Origin of the sequence: Actinoallomurus sp. NPDC050550, from assembly GCF_040655075.1 — a bacterium.
GTDB lineage: Bacteria > Actinomycetota > Actinomycetes > Streptosporangiales > Streptosporangiaceae > Actinoallomurus.
The window spans coordinates 56,522-71,707 of the sequence record NZ_JBFAJC010000018.1 but is presented as its reverse complement, the minus strand read 5'-3'; the positions used below and the strand labels follow the sequence as shown (position 1 = coordinate 71,707).

The 15,186-nt window shown below is 70.7% G+C and carries 13 protein-coding genes; 4 read left to right on the top strand and 9 right to left on the bottom strand.

Annotated elements, in window-relative coordinates:
- Positions 1-50: 50 nt before the first annotated feature.
- Both AB0I04_RS24620 and AB0I04_RS24615 read right to left on the bottom strand, forming a co-directional pair.
- Entirely contained in the window at positions 51-890 is an 840-nt protein-coding gene (locus AB0I04_RS24620; RefSeq protein WP_360888594.1) for a helix-turn-helix transcriptional regulator, read from the bottom strand.
- Positions 891-978: 88 nt separating this feature from the next.
- Positions 979-2,121, bottom strand: a complete 1,143-nt coding sequence (locus AB0I04_RS24615) for a S8 family serine peptidase (RefSeq protein WP_360888591.1) — start codon at positions 2,119-2,121, stop codon at positions 979-981.
- Positions 2,122-2,306: 185 nt separating this feature from the next.
- Between AB0I04_RS24615 and AB0I04_RS24610 the strand changes: the two genes are divergently transcribed.
- Positions 2,307-2,756 carry a sterol carrier family protein gene (locus AB0I04_RS24610; RefSeq protein ID WP_360888589.1) on the top strand — a complete coding sequence of 150 codons (450 nt, stop codon included), beginning with the start codon at positions 2,307-2,309 and terminating at the stop codon, positions 2,754-2,756.
- Between the two features lie 33 nt (positions 2,757-2,789).
- On the opposite strand, the gene AB0I04_RS24605 is transcribed toward AB0I04_RS24610, so the two are convergent.
- On the bottom strand, positions 2,790-3,353 hold the full coding sequence (locus tag AB0I04_RS24605) for a hypothetical protein (RefSeq protein WP_360888586.1): 564 nt from the start codon (positions 3,351-3,353) through the stop codon (positions 2,790-2,792).
- Between the two features lie 233 nt (positions 3,354-3,586).
- Between AB0I04_RS24605 and AB0I04_RS24600 the strand changes: the two genes are divergently transcribed.
- On the top strand, positions 3,587-3,910 hold the full coding sequence (locus tag AB0I04_RS24600; RefSeq protein ID WP_360888583.1) for an NIPSNAP family protein: 324 nt from the start codon (positions 3,587-3,589) through the stop codon (positions 3,908-3,910).
- Positions 3,911-3,934: 24 nt separating this feature from the next.
- Here the strand turns inward: AB0I04_RS24600 and AB0I04_RS24595 are convergent, their stop codons facing one another.
- Complete coding sequence (locus AB0I04_RS24595) at positions 3,935-4,291, bottom strand: DUF4190 domain-containing protein (RefSeq protein ID WP_360888580.1); 357 nt, start codon at positions 4,289-4,291, stop codon at positions 3,935-3,937.
- 167 nt (positions 4,292-4,458) lie between these two features.
- Here AB0I04_RS24595 and purF point away from each other — a divergent pair, with 167 nt between their 5' ends.
- Together purF and purM are read left to right on the top strand one after the other, a co-directional pair.
- Positions 4,459-5,895, top strand: a complete 1,437-nt coding sequence (gene purF / locus AB0I04_RS24590; protein ID WP_360888577.1) for an amidophosphoribosyltransferase — start codon at positions 4,459-4,461, stop codon at positions 5,893-5,895.
- A complete protein-coding gene (gene purM, locus AB0I04_RS24585) occupies positions 5,892-6,935 on the top strand; it encodes a phosphoribosylformylglycinamidine cyclo-ligase (RefSeq protein ID WP_360888574.1) in 1,044 nt (347 codons plus the stop codon). Before purF ends, purM begins: the two co-directional genes overlap by 4 nt.
- Positions 6,936-7,348: 413 nt before the next feature.
- Here the strand turns inward: purM and AB0I04_RS24580 are convergent, their stop codons facing one another.
- From AB0I04_RS24580 to AB0I04_RS24560, 5 genes are all read right to left on the bottom strand, one after another.
- Entirely contained in the window at positions 7,349-8,827 is a 1,479-nt protein-coding gene (locus tag AB0I04_RS24580) for a SulP family inorganic anion transporter (protein ID WP_360888571.1), read from the bottom strand.
- 27 nt (positions 8,828-8,854) lie between these two features.
- Complete coding sequence (locus tag AB0I04_RS24575) at positions 8,855-9,460, bottom strand: carbonic anhydrase (protein WP_360888569.1); 606 nt, start codon at positions 9,458-9,460, stop codon at positions 8,855-8,857.
- Positions 9,461-9,646: 186 nt separating this feature from the next.
- Positions 9,647-9,985, bottom strand: coding sequence for a hypothetical protein (locus AB0I04_RS24570; RefSeq protein WP_360888567.1), 339 nt, complete (start codon positions 9,983-9,985; stop codon positions 9,647-9,649).
- Positions 9,986-10,314: 329 nt separating this feature from the next.
- Positions 10,315-12,561, bottom strand: coding sequence for a kelch repeat-containing protein (locus AB0I04_RS24565; protein WP_360888564.1), 2,247 nt, complete (start codon positions 12,559-12,561; stop codon positions 10,315-10,317).
- A 278-nt stretch (positions 12,562-12,839) separates the two neighbouring features.
- Positions 12,840-14,180, bottom strand: coding sequence for a carboxypeptidase regulatory-like domain-containing protein (locus AB0I04_RS24560; protein ID WP_360888561.1), 1,341 nt, complete (start codon positions 14,178-14,180; stop codon positions 12,840-12,842).
- Positions 14,181-15,186: the final 1,006 nt, after the last annotated feature.

Below are 15,186 nucleotides of genomic sequence, written 5' to 3'. Positions count from 1 at the left end.
CCTACCCGATCCCCGGCGCTCACCTGAGCGCCGGGGATCACCCGCGCCGCTCAGGTCAGGACGTACGCGGGAGCGCCGGAGGCCTGGTCGGCGGCCAGCAGCCTCAGCCGTTCCTCGGCGGGCGAGCCGGCCGCCACGGTGTAGGCGACGAGCAGTTGATCCTCGTCGCCAGGAGGCGCGAAGGTCTCGAAGCGGAATTCCAGCTCGCCGACTCGCGGATGAAGGATCAGCTTCCGGCCGTGCGTCTTCTCCACGACGTCCTGCCCGTCCCAGAGGCGGCGGAACGCTTCGCTTCCCGCCGAGAGCTCCTCGACGAGGTCGGCCATCCGCGCGTCGTCCGGGCGCCGGCCCGCGTCGAGGCGCAGGTACGCGACGGTCTCCGCCGCGACGGCCTCCCATTCGGGGTACAGGGCACGGCCCGCCGGGTATAGGAAGGCGTGCCGAGCCGCGTTGGGCCGATCCATGCCGGAGAACCCGGTCACGGCGTCGGCGAGCGGGTTCCAGGCGAGGACGTCCATCCGGCGGCCGAGGATGAAGGCCGGAACGTCCCGCATCATCTCCAGCATCCGGAGCAGTCCGGGCCGTACGCGCTGTGGCCGCTCCGGCGTGCGCGTCGTCCTGCCGGGGCGCGCCAGGTTGCGGAGATGGGCACTCTCGGTCCCATCGAGGCGCAGTGCGCGGGCGATCGCGTCGAGCACGGCGTCGGACACGCTCGGACTGCGCCCCTGCTCCAGGCGCACGTAGTAGTCGACGCTGACACCGGCGAGCTGCGCCAGCTCCTCGCGGCGCAGGCCGGGCACCCGCCGTCGGCCGTACTCGGGCAGTCCCACGTCGCCGGGCTGGATGCGGGCACGCCGAGAGCGGAGGAACTCACCGATGCTCTGGTCCACCGGTCCAGTATGGGGCGCACTGACGGCTTTCGGAGAACACGGAAGAGGCCGCCGCCCGGCGTGGGCGGCGGCCTCTCGGCTCAGGAGCTCAGAGAGAGCTCTTGTAGAGCAGGCGGTTGGGGGTGTTCGGCTTGTTGTTCTTGATGGCGTTCAGGGTCGCGTGCGAGGTGAGCCACGACTGGACCGTGCCGAACGACTTCTGGCCGTACGTCGACTTGTAGAGCGCCGCGACACCGGCCACGAACGGCGTGGCCATCGACGTGCCGCTGAGGACCGCCGTGCCGCCGAGGTAGGTCGACTTGATGTTGCTGCCGGGCGCGTAGATGTCCACGCACTTGCCGTAGTTGCTCCACGAGGTGCGGTTGTCGGCCGACGTGCTGGCCCCGACGGCCTCGACGCTCGACGCGCTGGCCGGCGAGGTGTTGCAGGCGTTCAGCGGGTTGCCGTTCTCGTCGCCGTTGCCCGCGGCGACCGCGACGAACACCCCGGCCTTCGACAGCTTGGTGACCGCGTTGTTCAGCGCGGTCGACTTGCCGCCGCCCAGGGACAGGTTGGCGACCGACTTGGCGCCGTGGTGCTTGATCACCCAGTTGATGCCCGCGATGACGTCGGAGGTCTGGCCGCGGCCGTCGCAGTCCAGGACCTGGACACCGTGCAGGCGGACGCCCTTGGCGACGCCGTACGTCTTCGACCCGATGATGCCGGCGACGTGGGTGCCGTGGCCGTTGCAGTCCTTCTTGCCGTACACGGTGTTCGCCCGGCCCTGGAACTGGCTGAGCGAGGTGTCGATGCCGGTGTCGATCACGTAGGCGTCGACGCCCGAACCGGTGTGCTTGTAGGTGTAAGTGTGCGAGAGCGGAAGCTTGTGCTGGTCGATCCGGTCCGGACCCCAGTTGACGTTCTTCTGGGTGGTGTTGATCTTGATGACCTGGTCCGGCTCGATGGCGGCGACGTTCGGGTCGCTCTGCACCTTCTTGAGCTCCGTCGGCGTCAGCTTGGCGGCGAAGCCGTCACCGAAGTCGAGGAGGCGGCGCACGCCGGTGAGCTTCGACAGGCGGTCGCCGGTGTGCTTCAGCGTCACGATGTACTGCCCGGGCACGGTCTGGGCCGAGGCGGACGCGACCGCGACGTGGGCGGTGGGCGTGGTGATGGCGGCGTAGGCGGGGACGGCTGCTGCCGTGATCGCGACAGCGGAGGACGCGATCACGAGTCTTCTGGCTCGGACCCTCACGGGGGGCTCTCCTTCGAGTGGGGGGCGCGGGCCGGGAGGGGTGCACCGGCTGCGGAGTAACCAAACAATCACAAGACAGTACAGGTGTGGCAAGTGGTCTTTAGTGGCATATGGGGGACTAGGGCAATTTAGCGTGTCTCGCGGGTCATCGGGCGCTCCTAACGGCCGGTAACGTCGGTCCTGCCATGGCCCGACCCACACCTGAGCGGCTGCGCGCCGCCCTCGACGACCAACTCGCCACGCTCGGCGAGGAGCCCTACGCGGGCCCGGCGGCCCGCCTCGCCGACGCCCTCATCGACGCGGTGGTGACCGCGTACGCCACCGGCGCCGAACCCGAGCGTGCGGCCGCACGCCTGGCCGCGAAACTGCTGCTGGACCGGCTCGCCGGGGAGGCGCCGGGGCGCTCGGTGGAGGTGCGCGTGCCCCCGTACGCCGCGGTGCAGTGCGTCGAGGGCCCGCGCCACACCCGCGGCACCCCGCCGAACGTCATCGAGACCGATCCGAAGACGTGGATCCTGCTCGCGACCGGCCGGCTCGCGTGGGTGGACGCCGCCGACCGGATCACGGCGAGCGGATCGCGGGCGGATCTGTCCGCTTATCTGCCTGTTACGCCGTATTCGGCGAATGATCGATAAGAGGGCCGGCGGGGCTCGCCCGCCGGCCCGGGATCAGCCGAACTCGAGCAGTTCCAACCGCTCGGCGAGCACCCCGAAAAGCGGATCGTCCTCGCCCGGCACGGACGACCCGCATCCCAGGCAGAAGGCGACGCCGTCCCGGACGACGAAGTACTCGCGCACCGCCCATGTCCGCCCGGCGTCGTGGCGCGCGCAGTTCAGCCGCGCGCCGGCCCGCCCGGCGACGGTCACGTCGCTGATCTCGAAATCGACGAAGCCGACCCCGGCGAGCGACTGCCGCGCGCCCTCGGCGATCTCGGTGGCGGAACGCCCGGGCCGTACGGGCTGACGGAAGACGATCAGGCTGTGCCGCCGGTCATCGGGGTCGACGAACCGCGCGGTCTCCCACGGGCTGTTCTTGAGGTTCGGCTCCCGCTCCTCCCAGCTCTGCGGGACGTGGACGGCATAGCCGAAGTCGGACTTTTCAACGCGCTGCCAGTGCACTGAGCGCTCCCTGATCTCCAGACGTCGAAGGTGCCGGAGGGCAGCGGTGTAGGACTCGCCCGTACGCCGGGCGCGCTCGCGGACGCGTCGCTTGAAGTTCTTGTTCGCTGTCATCAGGCCCTCGACGACCACGCGACCCGGCCCCCGGCGTACGAGCCCGTGGCGGGCGGATGACCAGCGATCCGAGGAAGGGATCCCCTTTGCCTCCACCGAGCGGCCCTGCCGGGGAGGACCGAAGGAGGTTGGGCGGTGGATCAACGCCCGCCGTCATGCTCCCTCCGGCCCACGAGGCTTGTCAAGACGGCGTCCGGCGGTGCCGCGATGCTCTGTCGCGGGATGATTCCGCCATGATCACTTGCCATCTTCGCTACGAGATCGATCCCACCCAGGTCGAGGCCTTCGAGGAGTACGTGACGGGGTGGATCCCGATCGTGACCCGTTTCGGCGGCACGCACCACGGCTGCTTCCTGCCGCATGAAGGAGCCAACGACATCGCGTACGCGCTGTTCTCCTTCCCCAGCCTGGCGGACTACGAGGGCTACCGTGCCGCCATCCGCGAGGATCCGGAGGCCGCGCTGCTCTGGCGGCTCTCGGCCCGGACCCGCTGCATCCGCCGCTTCGACCGGACCTTCCTCCGCCCGTCCCTGGAGCCGACGATCGGGCGCGCGTGACCTGGCCGGATCGGTGCCGGACGCTCAGGGGCGGGGCGTGGCCTTGAAGAAGGGCACGCGCTTCTGCAGGCACTCGTCCCGTGCCTGTTTCGTGGGGTAACGGGTCTGGTCGGAACAGGGCGCGATCCGGCCGTAGAACCAGACGGCGAAGGCGATCGCGAGCGCCAGCGTCACCGCCGACAGGATCAGGCCCGCGACGGCCATGCCGCGGCCGTTCCGCTGGACCACCGCGATGACGCCAATGACGATGCCGGCCAGTGCGGGCAGGACGCCCAGGCCGCAGAGCCACAGCGTGAGGAGCCCCGCGATGCCGAGGACGAGCGCGGCGATGCCGAGCCCCCTGCGGCGTTGCGGCACCTCGCGCACCGGCTGATACACCATGTCACCCCCCGAACACCCATCGTGATGGATCGATGCCGGGCGAGGCGGTGCGGCACGCCGACCACGCGCAGGGAACCACGTCCGCGAACGCCCTGGTGGCCCCGGCCAGGACGGAAACGTCCACCCGCGGCGGTGGGAGCTCGGCGGATGCCGCCTACACTGGCCATGTGTCGCGTGGAGACGGACGGCTGAGCCACAACCTCGACCCCCGGGATCAAAGTCCCCAGGACGCCTGCGGGGTCTTCGGCGTCTGGGCACCCGACGAGGAGGTCAGCAAGCTCACCTACTTCGGCCTGTACGCCCTGCAGCACCGCGGCCAGGAGTCGGCCGGCATCGCGGTCAGCGACGGCGCGCGGATCGTCGTCTTCAAGGACATGGGCCTGGTGTCCCAGGTCTTCGAAGAGCCCGTGCTCAACACCCTGCGCGGGCACATCGCGATCGGCCACTGCCGCTACTCCACGACCGGATCGAGCGTCTGGGAGAACGCCCAGCCGACGTTCCGCTCGACCGAGACCGGCAGCCTGGCGCTGGGCCACAACGGCAACCTCATCAACACGCCGGAGCTGGCGGCCCGCGTCCCGGCCGGGGAGCTGAACGCCACCACCGACACCGAGGTGCTCACCGCCCTGCTGGCCGGTGGCGAGGGCGGCGTCGAGGAGACCGCGCTGGAGGTGCTGCCGCTCGCCCGCGGCGCCTACTCCCTCGTCTTCATGAACGAACGCACCCTGTACGCCGCGCGCGACCCGCAGGGGATCCGCCCGCTGGTGCTCGGCCGCCTCGAGCACGGCTGGGTGGTCGCCAGCGAGACCGCCGCCCTCGACATCGTCGGCGCCACGTTCGTCCGCGAGGTCGAGCCGGGCGAGCTGATCGCCATCGACGAGGCGGGCGTGCGGTCCACGAGGTTCGCCGTCGCCGAGCCCAAGGGCTGCCTGTTCGAGTACGTCTACGTCGCCCGGCCCGACACCTCGATCGCCGGGCGGAGCATCCAGGCCACCCGGGTCGACGTCGGCCGCCGGCTCGCCCGCGAGCACCCGGTCGAGGCCGACCTGGTCATCCCGACGCCCGAGTCCGGCACGCCGGCGGCGATCGGGTACGCCGAGGAGTCCGGCATCCCGTACGGCCAGGGCTTCGTGAAGAACTCCTACGTGGGCCGGACGTTCATCCAGCCGTCGCAGACCATCCGGCAGCTCGGCATCCGGCTGAAGCTCAACCCGCTGCGCGAGGCGATCGCGGGCAAGCGCCTGGTCGTCGTCGACGACTCGATCGTGCGCGGCAACACCCAGCGGGCGATCGTGAAGATGCTCCGCGAGGCGGGGGCCAAGGAGGTGCACGTCCGCATCTCCAGCCCGCCGGTGGCCTGGCCGTGCTTCTACGGCATCGACTTCGCGACCCGCGCCGAGCTGATCGCCGGCAACCTCTCGGTCGAGGAGATCCGCCAGTCCCTCGGCGCCGACACGCTCGGCTACATCTCACTCGACGAGCTGATCGCCGCGACACAGCAGGACAAGAGCCGCCTGTGCCGGGCCTGCTTCGACGGCGTCTACCCGATCGACGTCGCCGAGGACGCCCGCGGCAAGCACCTGCTCGAAGAGGCCCGCCGGTGACCGACGACTCCACCGCCACGTCCTACGCCGCGGCCGGGGTGGACATCGCCGCGGGCGAGCGCGCCGTCGAGCTGATGAAGTCCCGCGTCGCGAAGTCCCGCCGGCCCGAGGTCGTCGATGACGTCAGCGGCTTCGCGGGCCTGTTCGACGTCTCGGCGCTCACGCGGTTCGAGCGGCCCCTGCTCGCCACCTCCACCGACGGCGTCGGCACCAAGGTCGACCTGGCGCGGCGCCTCGGGGTGTACGACACGATCGGGCACGACCTGGTCGGCATGGTCATCGACGACCTGGTCGTCTGCGGCGCCGAGCCGCTGTTCATGACCGACTACATCGCCTGCGGGCGGGTCGTCCCCGATCGGATCGCCGCGATCGTCGGCGGCATCGCCGAGGCCTGCTCCCTGGCGGGCTGTGCCCTGGTCGGCGGCGAGACCGCCGAGCACCCCGGGCTGCTGGAGCCCGACGAGTTCGACGTGGCCGGGGCGGGCACGGGCGTGGTCGAGGCGTCGAACGTCCTCGGCCCGCACCGGGTGCGGCCCGGTGACGTGGTGCTGGGCCTCGCCTCCTCCGGGATCCACTCCAACGGCTACTCCCTGGTCCGGCACATCCTGCGGGAGACCGGGTTGTCACTGGAGGAGACACCGGCCGAGCTGACCCGGTCGCTCGGCGAGGAACTGCTCACGCCGACCCGGATCTACGCCAAGGACTGCCTGGCGCTGATCGCCGCCTCCGAGGTGCACGCGTTCGCGCACATCACCGGCGGCGGCCTTACGGCGAACCTCGCGCGGTCGCTGCCGACCGGCTGTGACGCCGTCCTCCAGCGCTCCTCCTGGGAGCCCCCGCCGATCTTCGGTCTCCTGGAGACGTACGGCCGGGTGCCCCGCGCGGAGATGGACAAGACCTTCAACATGGGCGTCGGGATGGCCGCCGTCGTCGCCGAGTCCGACGCCGACGCCGCGCTCCGGACCGCGTCCGAGCACGGCCTGCCCGCCTGGGTGCTCGGCGAGATCGTCGAAGGCACGGGCCAGGCCCGCCTGGTCTGACCCGCCCGGTCTCGGGGCCGGGCTCGGCCGCTCCGGCCTGATTCGAGCTGGGATCGGCCGACCTGACTCGATCAGGAACCGGGTCTGGCGCGGCCGGTCTGACCTGATCCGGCCGGTCCGGCGGCGTTCCCGAACAGAGGCGCCGGGCGGAGCGTCTGTTCCGGTATGAGGCGGTTCTGGGTTGCCGCGTGGCGCTGCCGGGCGCCGTCCGCGGCCGTACTACCTCGGCCCACGAGAGACCGGCATCCGCCGGGCGCTCGAGGCGGCCGGACGGAACTAGGGCGTGTCCGGTGGATCTTGTTCCTAGCGCGCTCTGGACGCCGCGCAGCCGGACGAAGATCCACCGGACACGCCCTGAGGACCGGTCAGGGGCGCGGCGACGCTGGCGGGCCCCTGACCAGCCGGTCCGGAGGTCAGCCGGTCAGGGCCGGCTCCTTCATACGCACGGAGGACTTCTCGTCCCGGCCGTCGTGCTGCGCCGCCCATGCCCGCAGCGCCGTACGGCAGGCGTGGTCGAGGTGGCGCAGGCCGGACAGGTCGAGCTCGACCGCCCGTCCGTGCGGGATCGTCTCCAGCGTGTCGAGCACCTTCGGCAGGCGAAGGAACGTGGCGTTCCCGCTGAGCCGGATCACGATCGGGTCCGCCTCCTCGTCCACGTCGACGTGGATCTCGGACACGTCCCACGCGGTCTTCACAACGGCCAGCAGGAGGCCGATGAGGACGCCCTCGAACAGGTTGGTGACGACGATCGCCAGCGCGGTCCCGGTCAGGACGACCGCCTCACCGCGCTCGGTCCGCCAGAGCCGGCCGACCTCCCGCAGCGACAGCAGCTTCCAGCCCGCGTGCACGAGGATGGCGGCCAGGGCGGTCACGGGGATGTACCCGAGCGCCACCGGAAAGGCGGCGGTGAAGGCCAGCAGCCATACTCCGTGCAGGATCCGCGAGGCCTTCGTCCGGGCGCCGGCCTGCACGTTCGCGGCGCTCCGCACGATGACGGCGGTCATCGGCAGGGCCCCGAGCAGGCCACAGATGGTGTTGCCGGCGCCTTGTGCCATGAGCTCCCGGTCGTAGTCGGTCCGGGGACCGTGGTGCATCCGGTCGACGGCCGCCGCGCTGAACAGGCTCTCCGCCGAGGCGATCAGCGCGAACGCCACCACGGTGCCGATGACGCCGACCGACGCCAGCCCACCGAGCTCGGACAGGCCGGGCGGCTGGATCGAGCCGAGGAGGCCCTTGACCTCGATGCGCTTGACCGGCAGGTCGAACGCGATCGTGGTCAGTGTCGCCAGCGCGACCGCCACGAGCGCGCCCGGGACCACCTGCAGGCGCTTCGGCACGTGCTTCCAGCCGACGAGCACGACGATCGTCCCGATCCCGATCGCGCCGGCGGCGAGGGCGGCCGGTTCGGTGGCCGACTCGGTGAGCAGGCCGGGCAGCCCGGTGACGTTGGCCATCGCGGCACCGGGCGACTTGTTGTCGAACAGGCTGTGCACCTGCCCGGTGACCAGGACGAGGCCGATACCGGCGAGCATGCCGTGCACGACCGAGATGGAGATCGCGCGGAACCAGCGGCCGAGCCGTAGCAGCCCCATCCCGAGCTGGATCAGACCGGCGGCGATGACGATCGCCCCGAGGGTCCGCAGGCCGTACTCCTGAACGGCCTCGTACACGAGGACGGTGAGGCCGGCGGCGGGGCCGCTGACCTGGAGGCTGCTGCCGGGCAGAACGCCGGCGACCAGGCCGCCGACGATGCCGGTGATCAGGCCGAGCTCGGCCGGGACACCGGAGGCGACGGCGACGCCGATGCACAGCGGCAGTGCGACGAGGAAGACGACGATCGACGAGAGAAAGTCCTGTCGCAGGGTGTCAGGCCTGGAGAAGGGCAGTCCCATGGGCACCTCGTTTCAGGGTCGGGGGGATCAGAGCGGCGGGAAGGTTCCGGTCTGCGGGTGGTGGGCGCTGACCACGCCGGTGTCGATGGCGTAGAACCAGGCGTGCAGCGCGAGCCGCCCATCGTCCACCCGGGCGGCGACGCTCGGGTGGCTGCGGAGCCGGTCCAGCTGGGTCAGGACGTGTCGCTGTACGGCGGAGGTGATGGACGCGCCGTCCGCGTCGGTCATCGCGTCCCGGACCGGGTCGTGCGGCCCGGTGTCGGCGAGCCAGCGCTGGACGGAGGGGATGGCGGTCAGGTCGCCGCCGCTCAGGAGCGCGCCCACGGCCCCGCAGTGGGAGTGCCCGCAGACGATGATGTTGGCCACCCGGAGGACCTCGACGGCGTACTCGATGGTGGCGGCCTCGGCGGTCATCCGCTCGGCGTCGTGGACGGGAACGATGTTCCCGGCGGTGCGGAGTTCGAAGAGCTCGCCGGGGCCGGCGCCGGTGATCAGCGTGGGCACCACGCGCGAGTCGGAGCAGGTGATGAACAGCGCCTCGGGGCGTTGGCCCGCAGCGAGGCGACCGAGATCCGTACGCCGGTCGGCCGCTCGCTTCGGGAACAGGCGGGCATTGTCGATCAGCGACTGCATGGCACAACCTTTCTTCGGGTCGTCGGAACCGATGTCAGGGAAGGACGAGGAACACCGGGTACGCGAGGCACGGCGCTGGGCCATCGCGGGCAGGCGTCAACCAGGCGGCGCGAGAGTCACGCCGTCTGCGGAGAAATCAGCGGAGAAAAAGGGAAACGTCGGGCGGTCAGCCGCGCTGGACGTGGATCAGCAGCGGAATACCTGCAGCGACTCGGGTGAGGACGCGGATGGTTGACGCTCCGCGTGGCCGCCCGTGATCGGACCGGCGAATCCGGATGCCAGGTCGGCGGCGATGCCGACCTGTCCGATCGGCGCGGTGGCGCGGTCGTCCTGAGAGGATGGCGGGAGCGCCGGCACCCGTCGGCGGCCGAGCATCAGGTGCTCGATCGCCGAATCGGGGCTGTCGAGCTCCTCGCCCGCCCGGTGGTCGCGCTCTGCGGCGGCGGTGGCCGCCGCCATCGGGGTATGGGAGTGGCCGGTCAGCAGGTCGGGGCCGCCGAGGAACGCCAGGGCGATCAGCAGCACCGCTGCGATCCAACCTGCGCGCGCCCTGAACACGACGTCCCCCCGACTCGAGTTCTGACTGAATTCGACCGGGGTCAGCCTAACCCGGAACACTGCGTGATGGGGAGGCCGCTTTTCGTGGTCAGTTGCGCGCTGGCCAGCGGTTTTTAGGGAGGTTTCCGGATGAACCGTGATAATCACCACTGCTCGGTCAGGGTGATTTAACCGGGAAGTAACACGCGGTCAGCGACTCGTAACGGTCTGGATGACCCCCGGTAGAACTGCGCGTCCGCAGAGCCGCGCGGGCCGCGGGAGCGATGTCCCGCGGCCCGCACGAGCCGTCAACTAGGTCAACTACAGGTGTGGTCCGGCTTGAGCGCGAAGTCGGCCGTGGTCGACGCGAGCTTCACGATCTTGACGGATCTGGTCTGCGGTGCCCAGCCGTCCTTGGCCGCGATCAGGGTGAGCGGGTTGTTGCGGACGTCGAGCCACAGCACGTACTGACCGTTCTTGTCGGTCTTGAGCGTGTAGCTCGCCGTCCAGCTGTCGATCTGCACCGTCGCCCCGGCCAGCGGAGCCGCCGCGCCGGTGCATCCGGCGCCCGTCACCGTCCCGGTGATCTTCCCCCAGGTCGACGGCGGCTTCACCGCGAACGTGACCGGCACGGGCGCCACACCGTACGGGGTCTTGGCGTCCACCGTCAGCTGCGCGGTGAACGTCCCCGGCTGGGCGATCGCGGCGACGTTCGCGTCGAACTTCACCGTGACCTTGGCGCTCTTGTCCGGCTGGATCGTCACCTCGGTCGTGTCCTCCGACAGCCACGGGACGTCGGCCCCCGCCGCGGTGCACTGGTCGTATCCGGGCAGGGTCTCGCCGTTCTTCACGGCGTTGAACCCGCCGCTGGAACCTCCGATCTTGTACAGGCCGCAGGCGGCGCCGCCGCGGTAGAGGGTGTTGTTGGAATTGGGCAGGGCCGTCCACGAGTCGGAGTCCGGGTGGTAGGCGAAGCCCTGGTTGGTGAGGGTGCTGGTGCCGTTGGTCACGCCGCCGGACACCAGGAGCTGGCCGCCGGACGCCGCGTAGCCCATCGCCCACAGGTCGATCGGCAGGTCGGCGATGGACGACCAGGTCCCGCTCGACGGGTCGAAGACGTACGCGTGCTTGCTGCTGACGCTGGCCGACGAGCCGCCCGCGCAGTACAGCTTGCCGCCGAGCCCGCCGCAGGCGAGCCAGGCGGTCTTCTCCGGGTAGGCCGCCGCCGAGCTCCAGGAGTTCGCCGCCGGGTCGTAGACCTGCACGTTGTCAGCGCCGCAGCTGTCCAGGCAGCCGCCCACGACGTAGACCTTGCCGCCGACGACGCCCACACCGGCGCCCGCGTACGGCTTGGGGTTGTCGGCGCCGGCCGACCAGGCGCCGGTCGCCGGGTCGTAGATCTCGGTCTTGGCGACCGCCGCGCCGGTGGAACCCCAGCCGCCGAAGACGTACAGCTTGCCGCCGACCGTCGCCGCCTCCGGGGCCTCCCGCGCGGTGCCCAGATCGGCGATCGGCGACCACGCCTGCCCGGTCGGGTCGTAGACGTACGCCTTGTTGAGCACGGACGAGGAGTCGACGCCGGCGATCGAGTAGATCTTGCCGCCGACGTTCACGACGGCGTTGTCCATGATCGTCGACGGGTAGTCGGCGATGCTCGTCCACGGCGGTGCGTACGGCGACGCGGCGGCCTTGGCCGCAGCTTTCGTCCGCGCCTTCGCGGCCTTGTCGGGCCGGAAGCGGCCCTGCGCGTAGTCTCCCTTCACGTTCTGCAGGGGCGCGCCCTGCGCCGCGGGATGGTAGTCGCCCGGCTGCTCACCGATCTTGGCGGTCACCGGTGCGGAGCCGGTGTTCTTCAGAGTCAGGGTCGCGCTGCCCTGGCCCTGCCACGCGACCGTCTTCGTCAGCGCGGTCGGCGTGACCGCGAGCCGGGGAGCGGGCAGCGAGAAGTCGGCCGCCGTCGCCCAGCCGGCCGCCACGTTCGCGGTGACGTCCTTGGCGGAGTAGCCGCTCGCCGACGCCGTGAACTTGTGACCTCCGGTGACCGAGGAGAACAGCCAGTAGAAGCCGTCGCCGAGGTTCGGGTCGTCCGGCGTCGCGGCCGAGGTCGCGCTCTCCGCCGGCCGGTCCGCCGACGTCACCTTGGCGCCGTTCACGCCCGCCCCGGTGTTCTGGTCGAGGACCTGGCCGACGACGAGACCGCCGGAGGCCGGGTCGCACGTCCGCTCGCCCAGGAAGACGTCGTCGACCTGCCACCAGTAGCCGAACTTCCCGGTGAAGTGGAACCGCACCTGGACCGCGCTCTTGCCGGCCGCCGCCGACAGGTCGACGGTCTCCGTACGGGGCCCGCGCACGCTCGTCGTGTGGTGCGACACCGTCGTCCACGTCTGGCCGCCGTCGACGCTCAGGTCCACGTCGCCGACCTGGCCGGAGAAGCCGTAGTAGTCGCTGCGGAACGACACGATCGGATGCGTCTTCCCGGTGAAGTCGGTCACCGGGCTGATCAGCGAGGTGTCCTGGCTGTTGCCCGAACCGTACTTGTCGCTGTCGACGATCGCGAAACCCACGGCGTGCACCTGGGATACAGCGGGTCGACCTGGAGCGTGTAGCTGTCGTCGGCGGGCAGGTTTCTCAGACAGATAGCGCTATGTAGTGATCCTGTGGCAGACTGTCACGCGCACGCCCGGTGCCCAGGCGACGTCGGGCACCCTCCTCGGTGGGGCCGCGAGGCCTCGCCGATCAGCGTCCGGAGGGGCGTGCCACGAGGGCTGTCGGCTCCCGCCGTTCAGCACCAGGGCACGAAGGCGATTGGATCACATCCCTGAGCGACACTGGGATCACTGAGCTAATCAGAGACGCTGAGCGCGTACCGGCCCGTCTTCGGAGCGGTGTAGGCGACCGTGGTCGGCTCGTCCTTGACGCGGACGGTTTCGTCCGGGACGGGCCAGCCGTGGCCGGACCCGTCCCGGACGAGACCGGTCACGTTGACGCGCGCCTTCGCGGCCAGCGTGAGGTTCTCGGTCACCGTCTGACCGTCGTCGACCTGGACGCCGCTCACGGTCTTCGAGGAGTACCCGAACTTGCTCGCGATCACGTCGTACGTCCCGGGCAGCACGCTGAGCGTGTAGTCGCCCTGGCCGTCCGTCGTGGTGGTCGCGTCGCCCGCCTTGACCTTCGCGGCGGCCAGCGGGGTCGTCCCGTCGGTCACCGTGCCGGTGACGATGCCGTGCGGCCCGGACTTGAACGCCCCGACGCCCTTCGGCGTGCCGAGCCCGGTCGGCCCGTCGTACCCGCTGCCCGCCGTGCACAGGTAGGCGGGGCTGCAGCTGCCGTTGGAACCGCTCGTGACGTCGTTGAGGTCGCCCGGATGCGCGTACGGCAGGGCGTTCGGCGAGGAGCCCGCCGTCGGCGCGCCGGCCAGCGCGTAGACCGACGCGATGACCGGTGCGGACACGCTCGTGCCGCCGTAGACGTGCCAGCCGCCGTTGTAGACGGCGACGCCGGTGTTCGGGTCGGCCACCGCCGACACGTCGGCGATCGAACGCTTGGAACAGCCGGTGTCCTGCTGGAACGACGGCTTGGCCTCGTACGCCGAGCAGCCGCTGCCCGCCCCGCTCCACGTCGTCTCGCTCCAGTCGCGCGAGGAGGAGTCCTTGACGAGGGACGTGCCGCCGGCGGAGGTCACGTACGGCGAGGCCGCCGGATAGCTCGTGCCGTACCCGTCGTCGCCGCTGCTGGCCGTGACGACCACACCGGGATGCTTGAAGTAGGCGTCGTCGGCCTGGCCCTCGTCGGAGCCCTCACCGCCGCCGTAGCTGTTTGAGACGAACTTGGCTCCCTGCGTGACCGCCTTGTTCACCGCCGTGCCGAGGTTGTCCATGCCGTTGTCGTCGGCCTCGACCAGCAGGATCTTGCAGCTCGGGCAGACGGCGCTGACCATGTCGATGTCGAGCGCGATCTCCCCGGACCATCCGGCGTCCGGCGCGGGGTAGCTGGTGCCGCCGCGCTGGTCGATCTTCTTGAAGCAGCCGTTGGCCGTCGTGCACGCCGGCAGCCCGTACTGCTGCCGGTAGACGGCCAGGTCGGTCTCGGCGTTCGGGTTGTCGAACGCGTCGACGATCGCGACCGTCTGGCCCGCCCGGTCGCGGGCAGGTCGTACGCGCTGACCAGATCGGCGGGCGCCCATCCGGCCGGTGTGCTCTTCGGTTGCACACCCTTCGGCCCGACCACGTCGTCGCGGACGAACGACAGGCACGCCATCTCGTCCGCCCGGGAAGGCTTGGCGCAGACCCGGCTCGTCGGGTGCAGTCCCGGGGACGTCGGGCTCGTCGCCTTCGTGTGCGGTGCGGGTCGCTTGGCCGGGATGCCGGAGGCGGACGCCGCCGGGACCGTGACGGCCGTCAGAACGGCCACCATGAGCGCCACGATCAGGGCGCCCGCGCGCCGGGAGCGAACCCGACGCAGCGAGTGGAGTGGGCGGCTGAGGGACGATGCCGCCCGCGAAGCGAGTGAGGAGGGTGAGCGACCTGACGACACCGAGCGAACCCGACGCAGCGAGTGGAGTGGGCGGCTGAGGGACGATGCCGCCCGCGAAGCGAGTGAGGAGGGTGAGCGACCCGGGGACGCGCCTGCGGACGGTACCGCGGGCGGGTGGGGCAGGCGGCGAGACCGCCGCCGGCTGGGGGGTTGGGGCATGTACGTCTCTCCTGGCGGGGTGGGACTCGACCCAGATCGCGGGTCTCGTACCCGCCGATCGTCACTCAGGAGCCGACAAAGATCACGTCCGCAGTTGGCCGGAAGTCAAGGTCATTGTCAGCTTGAAAACTCCTGAAAAAACGCTCAAAACGGAGAGAAGTTACCAAGCGTGAGTTTTTTCGCCATTCGGCACATTTTTGTGGACCGTGCCAGTGGCGAGCCCTACAAACGGCGGCCCGCAAACTTGGCCGCGTAGCGAACTGGTCACGGCGCGCATCCAATGCCTCGGCGCGGCGTCGTATGCCGTCCCAGATTCAGGACATGCGGAATCGCCGCAGGACGGCGCGCGAGGAGAACCCGCGCCCTACGCCACTACGCCGGAGTCGGCGGGCACGCGCGAAAAGCGTCCCCGCCGTACTGGCGGGGACGCTTTTCGGTCGTACCTCCCGGCATACCCCTCAGGCCTCGGTCGGCCGGGCGACCGGGTGTGGTCAGAC

Excerpts from the sequence above, each read along its gene's own strand:
- AB0I04_RS24575 (WP_360888569.1), bottom strand. The coding sequence starts at position 9,460 with ATGCAGTCGCTGATCGACAATGCCCGCCTGTTCCCGAAGCGAGCGGCC.
- AB0I04_RS24560 (WP_360888561.1), bottom strand. The coding sequence starts at position 14,180 with ATGGGCGCCCGCCGATCTGGTCAGCGCGTACGACCTGCCCGCGACCGG.
- AB0I04_RS24600 (WP_360888583.1), top strand. The coding sequence starts at position 3,587 with ATGATCACTTGCCATCTTCGCTACGAGATCGATCCCACCCAGGTCGAG.
- AB0I04_RS24605 (WP_360888586.1), bottom strand. The coding sequence starts at position 3,353 with ATGACAGCGAACAAGAACTTCAAGCGACGCGTCCGCGAGCGCGCCCGG.
- AB0I04_RS24580 (WP_360888571.1), bottom strand. The coding sequence starts at position 8,827 with ATGGGACTGCCCTTCTCCAGGCCTGACACCCTGCGACAGGACTTTCTC.
- AB0I04_RS24610 (WP_360888589.1), top strand. The coding sequence starts at position 2,307 with ATGGCCCGACCCACACCTGAGCGGCTGCGCGCCGCCCTCGACGACCAA.
- AB0I04_RS24595 (WP_360888580.1), bottom strand. The coding sequence starts at position 4,291 with ATGGTGTATCAGCCGGTGCGCGAGGTGCCGCAACGCCGCAGGGGGCTC.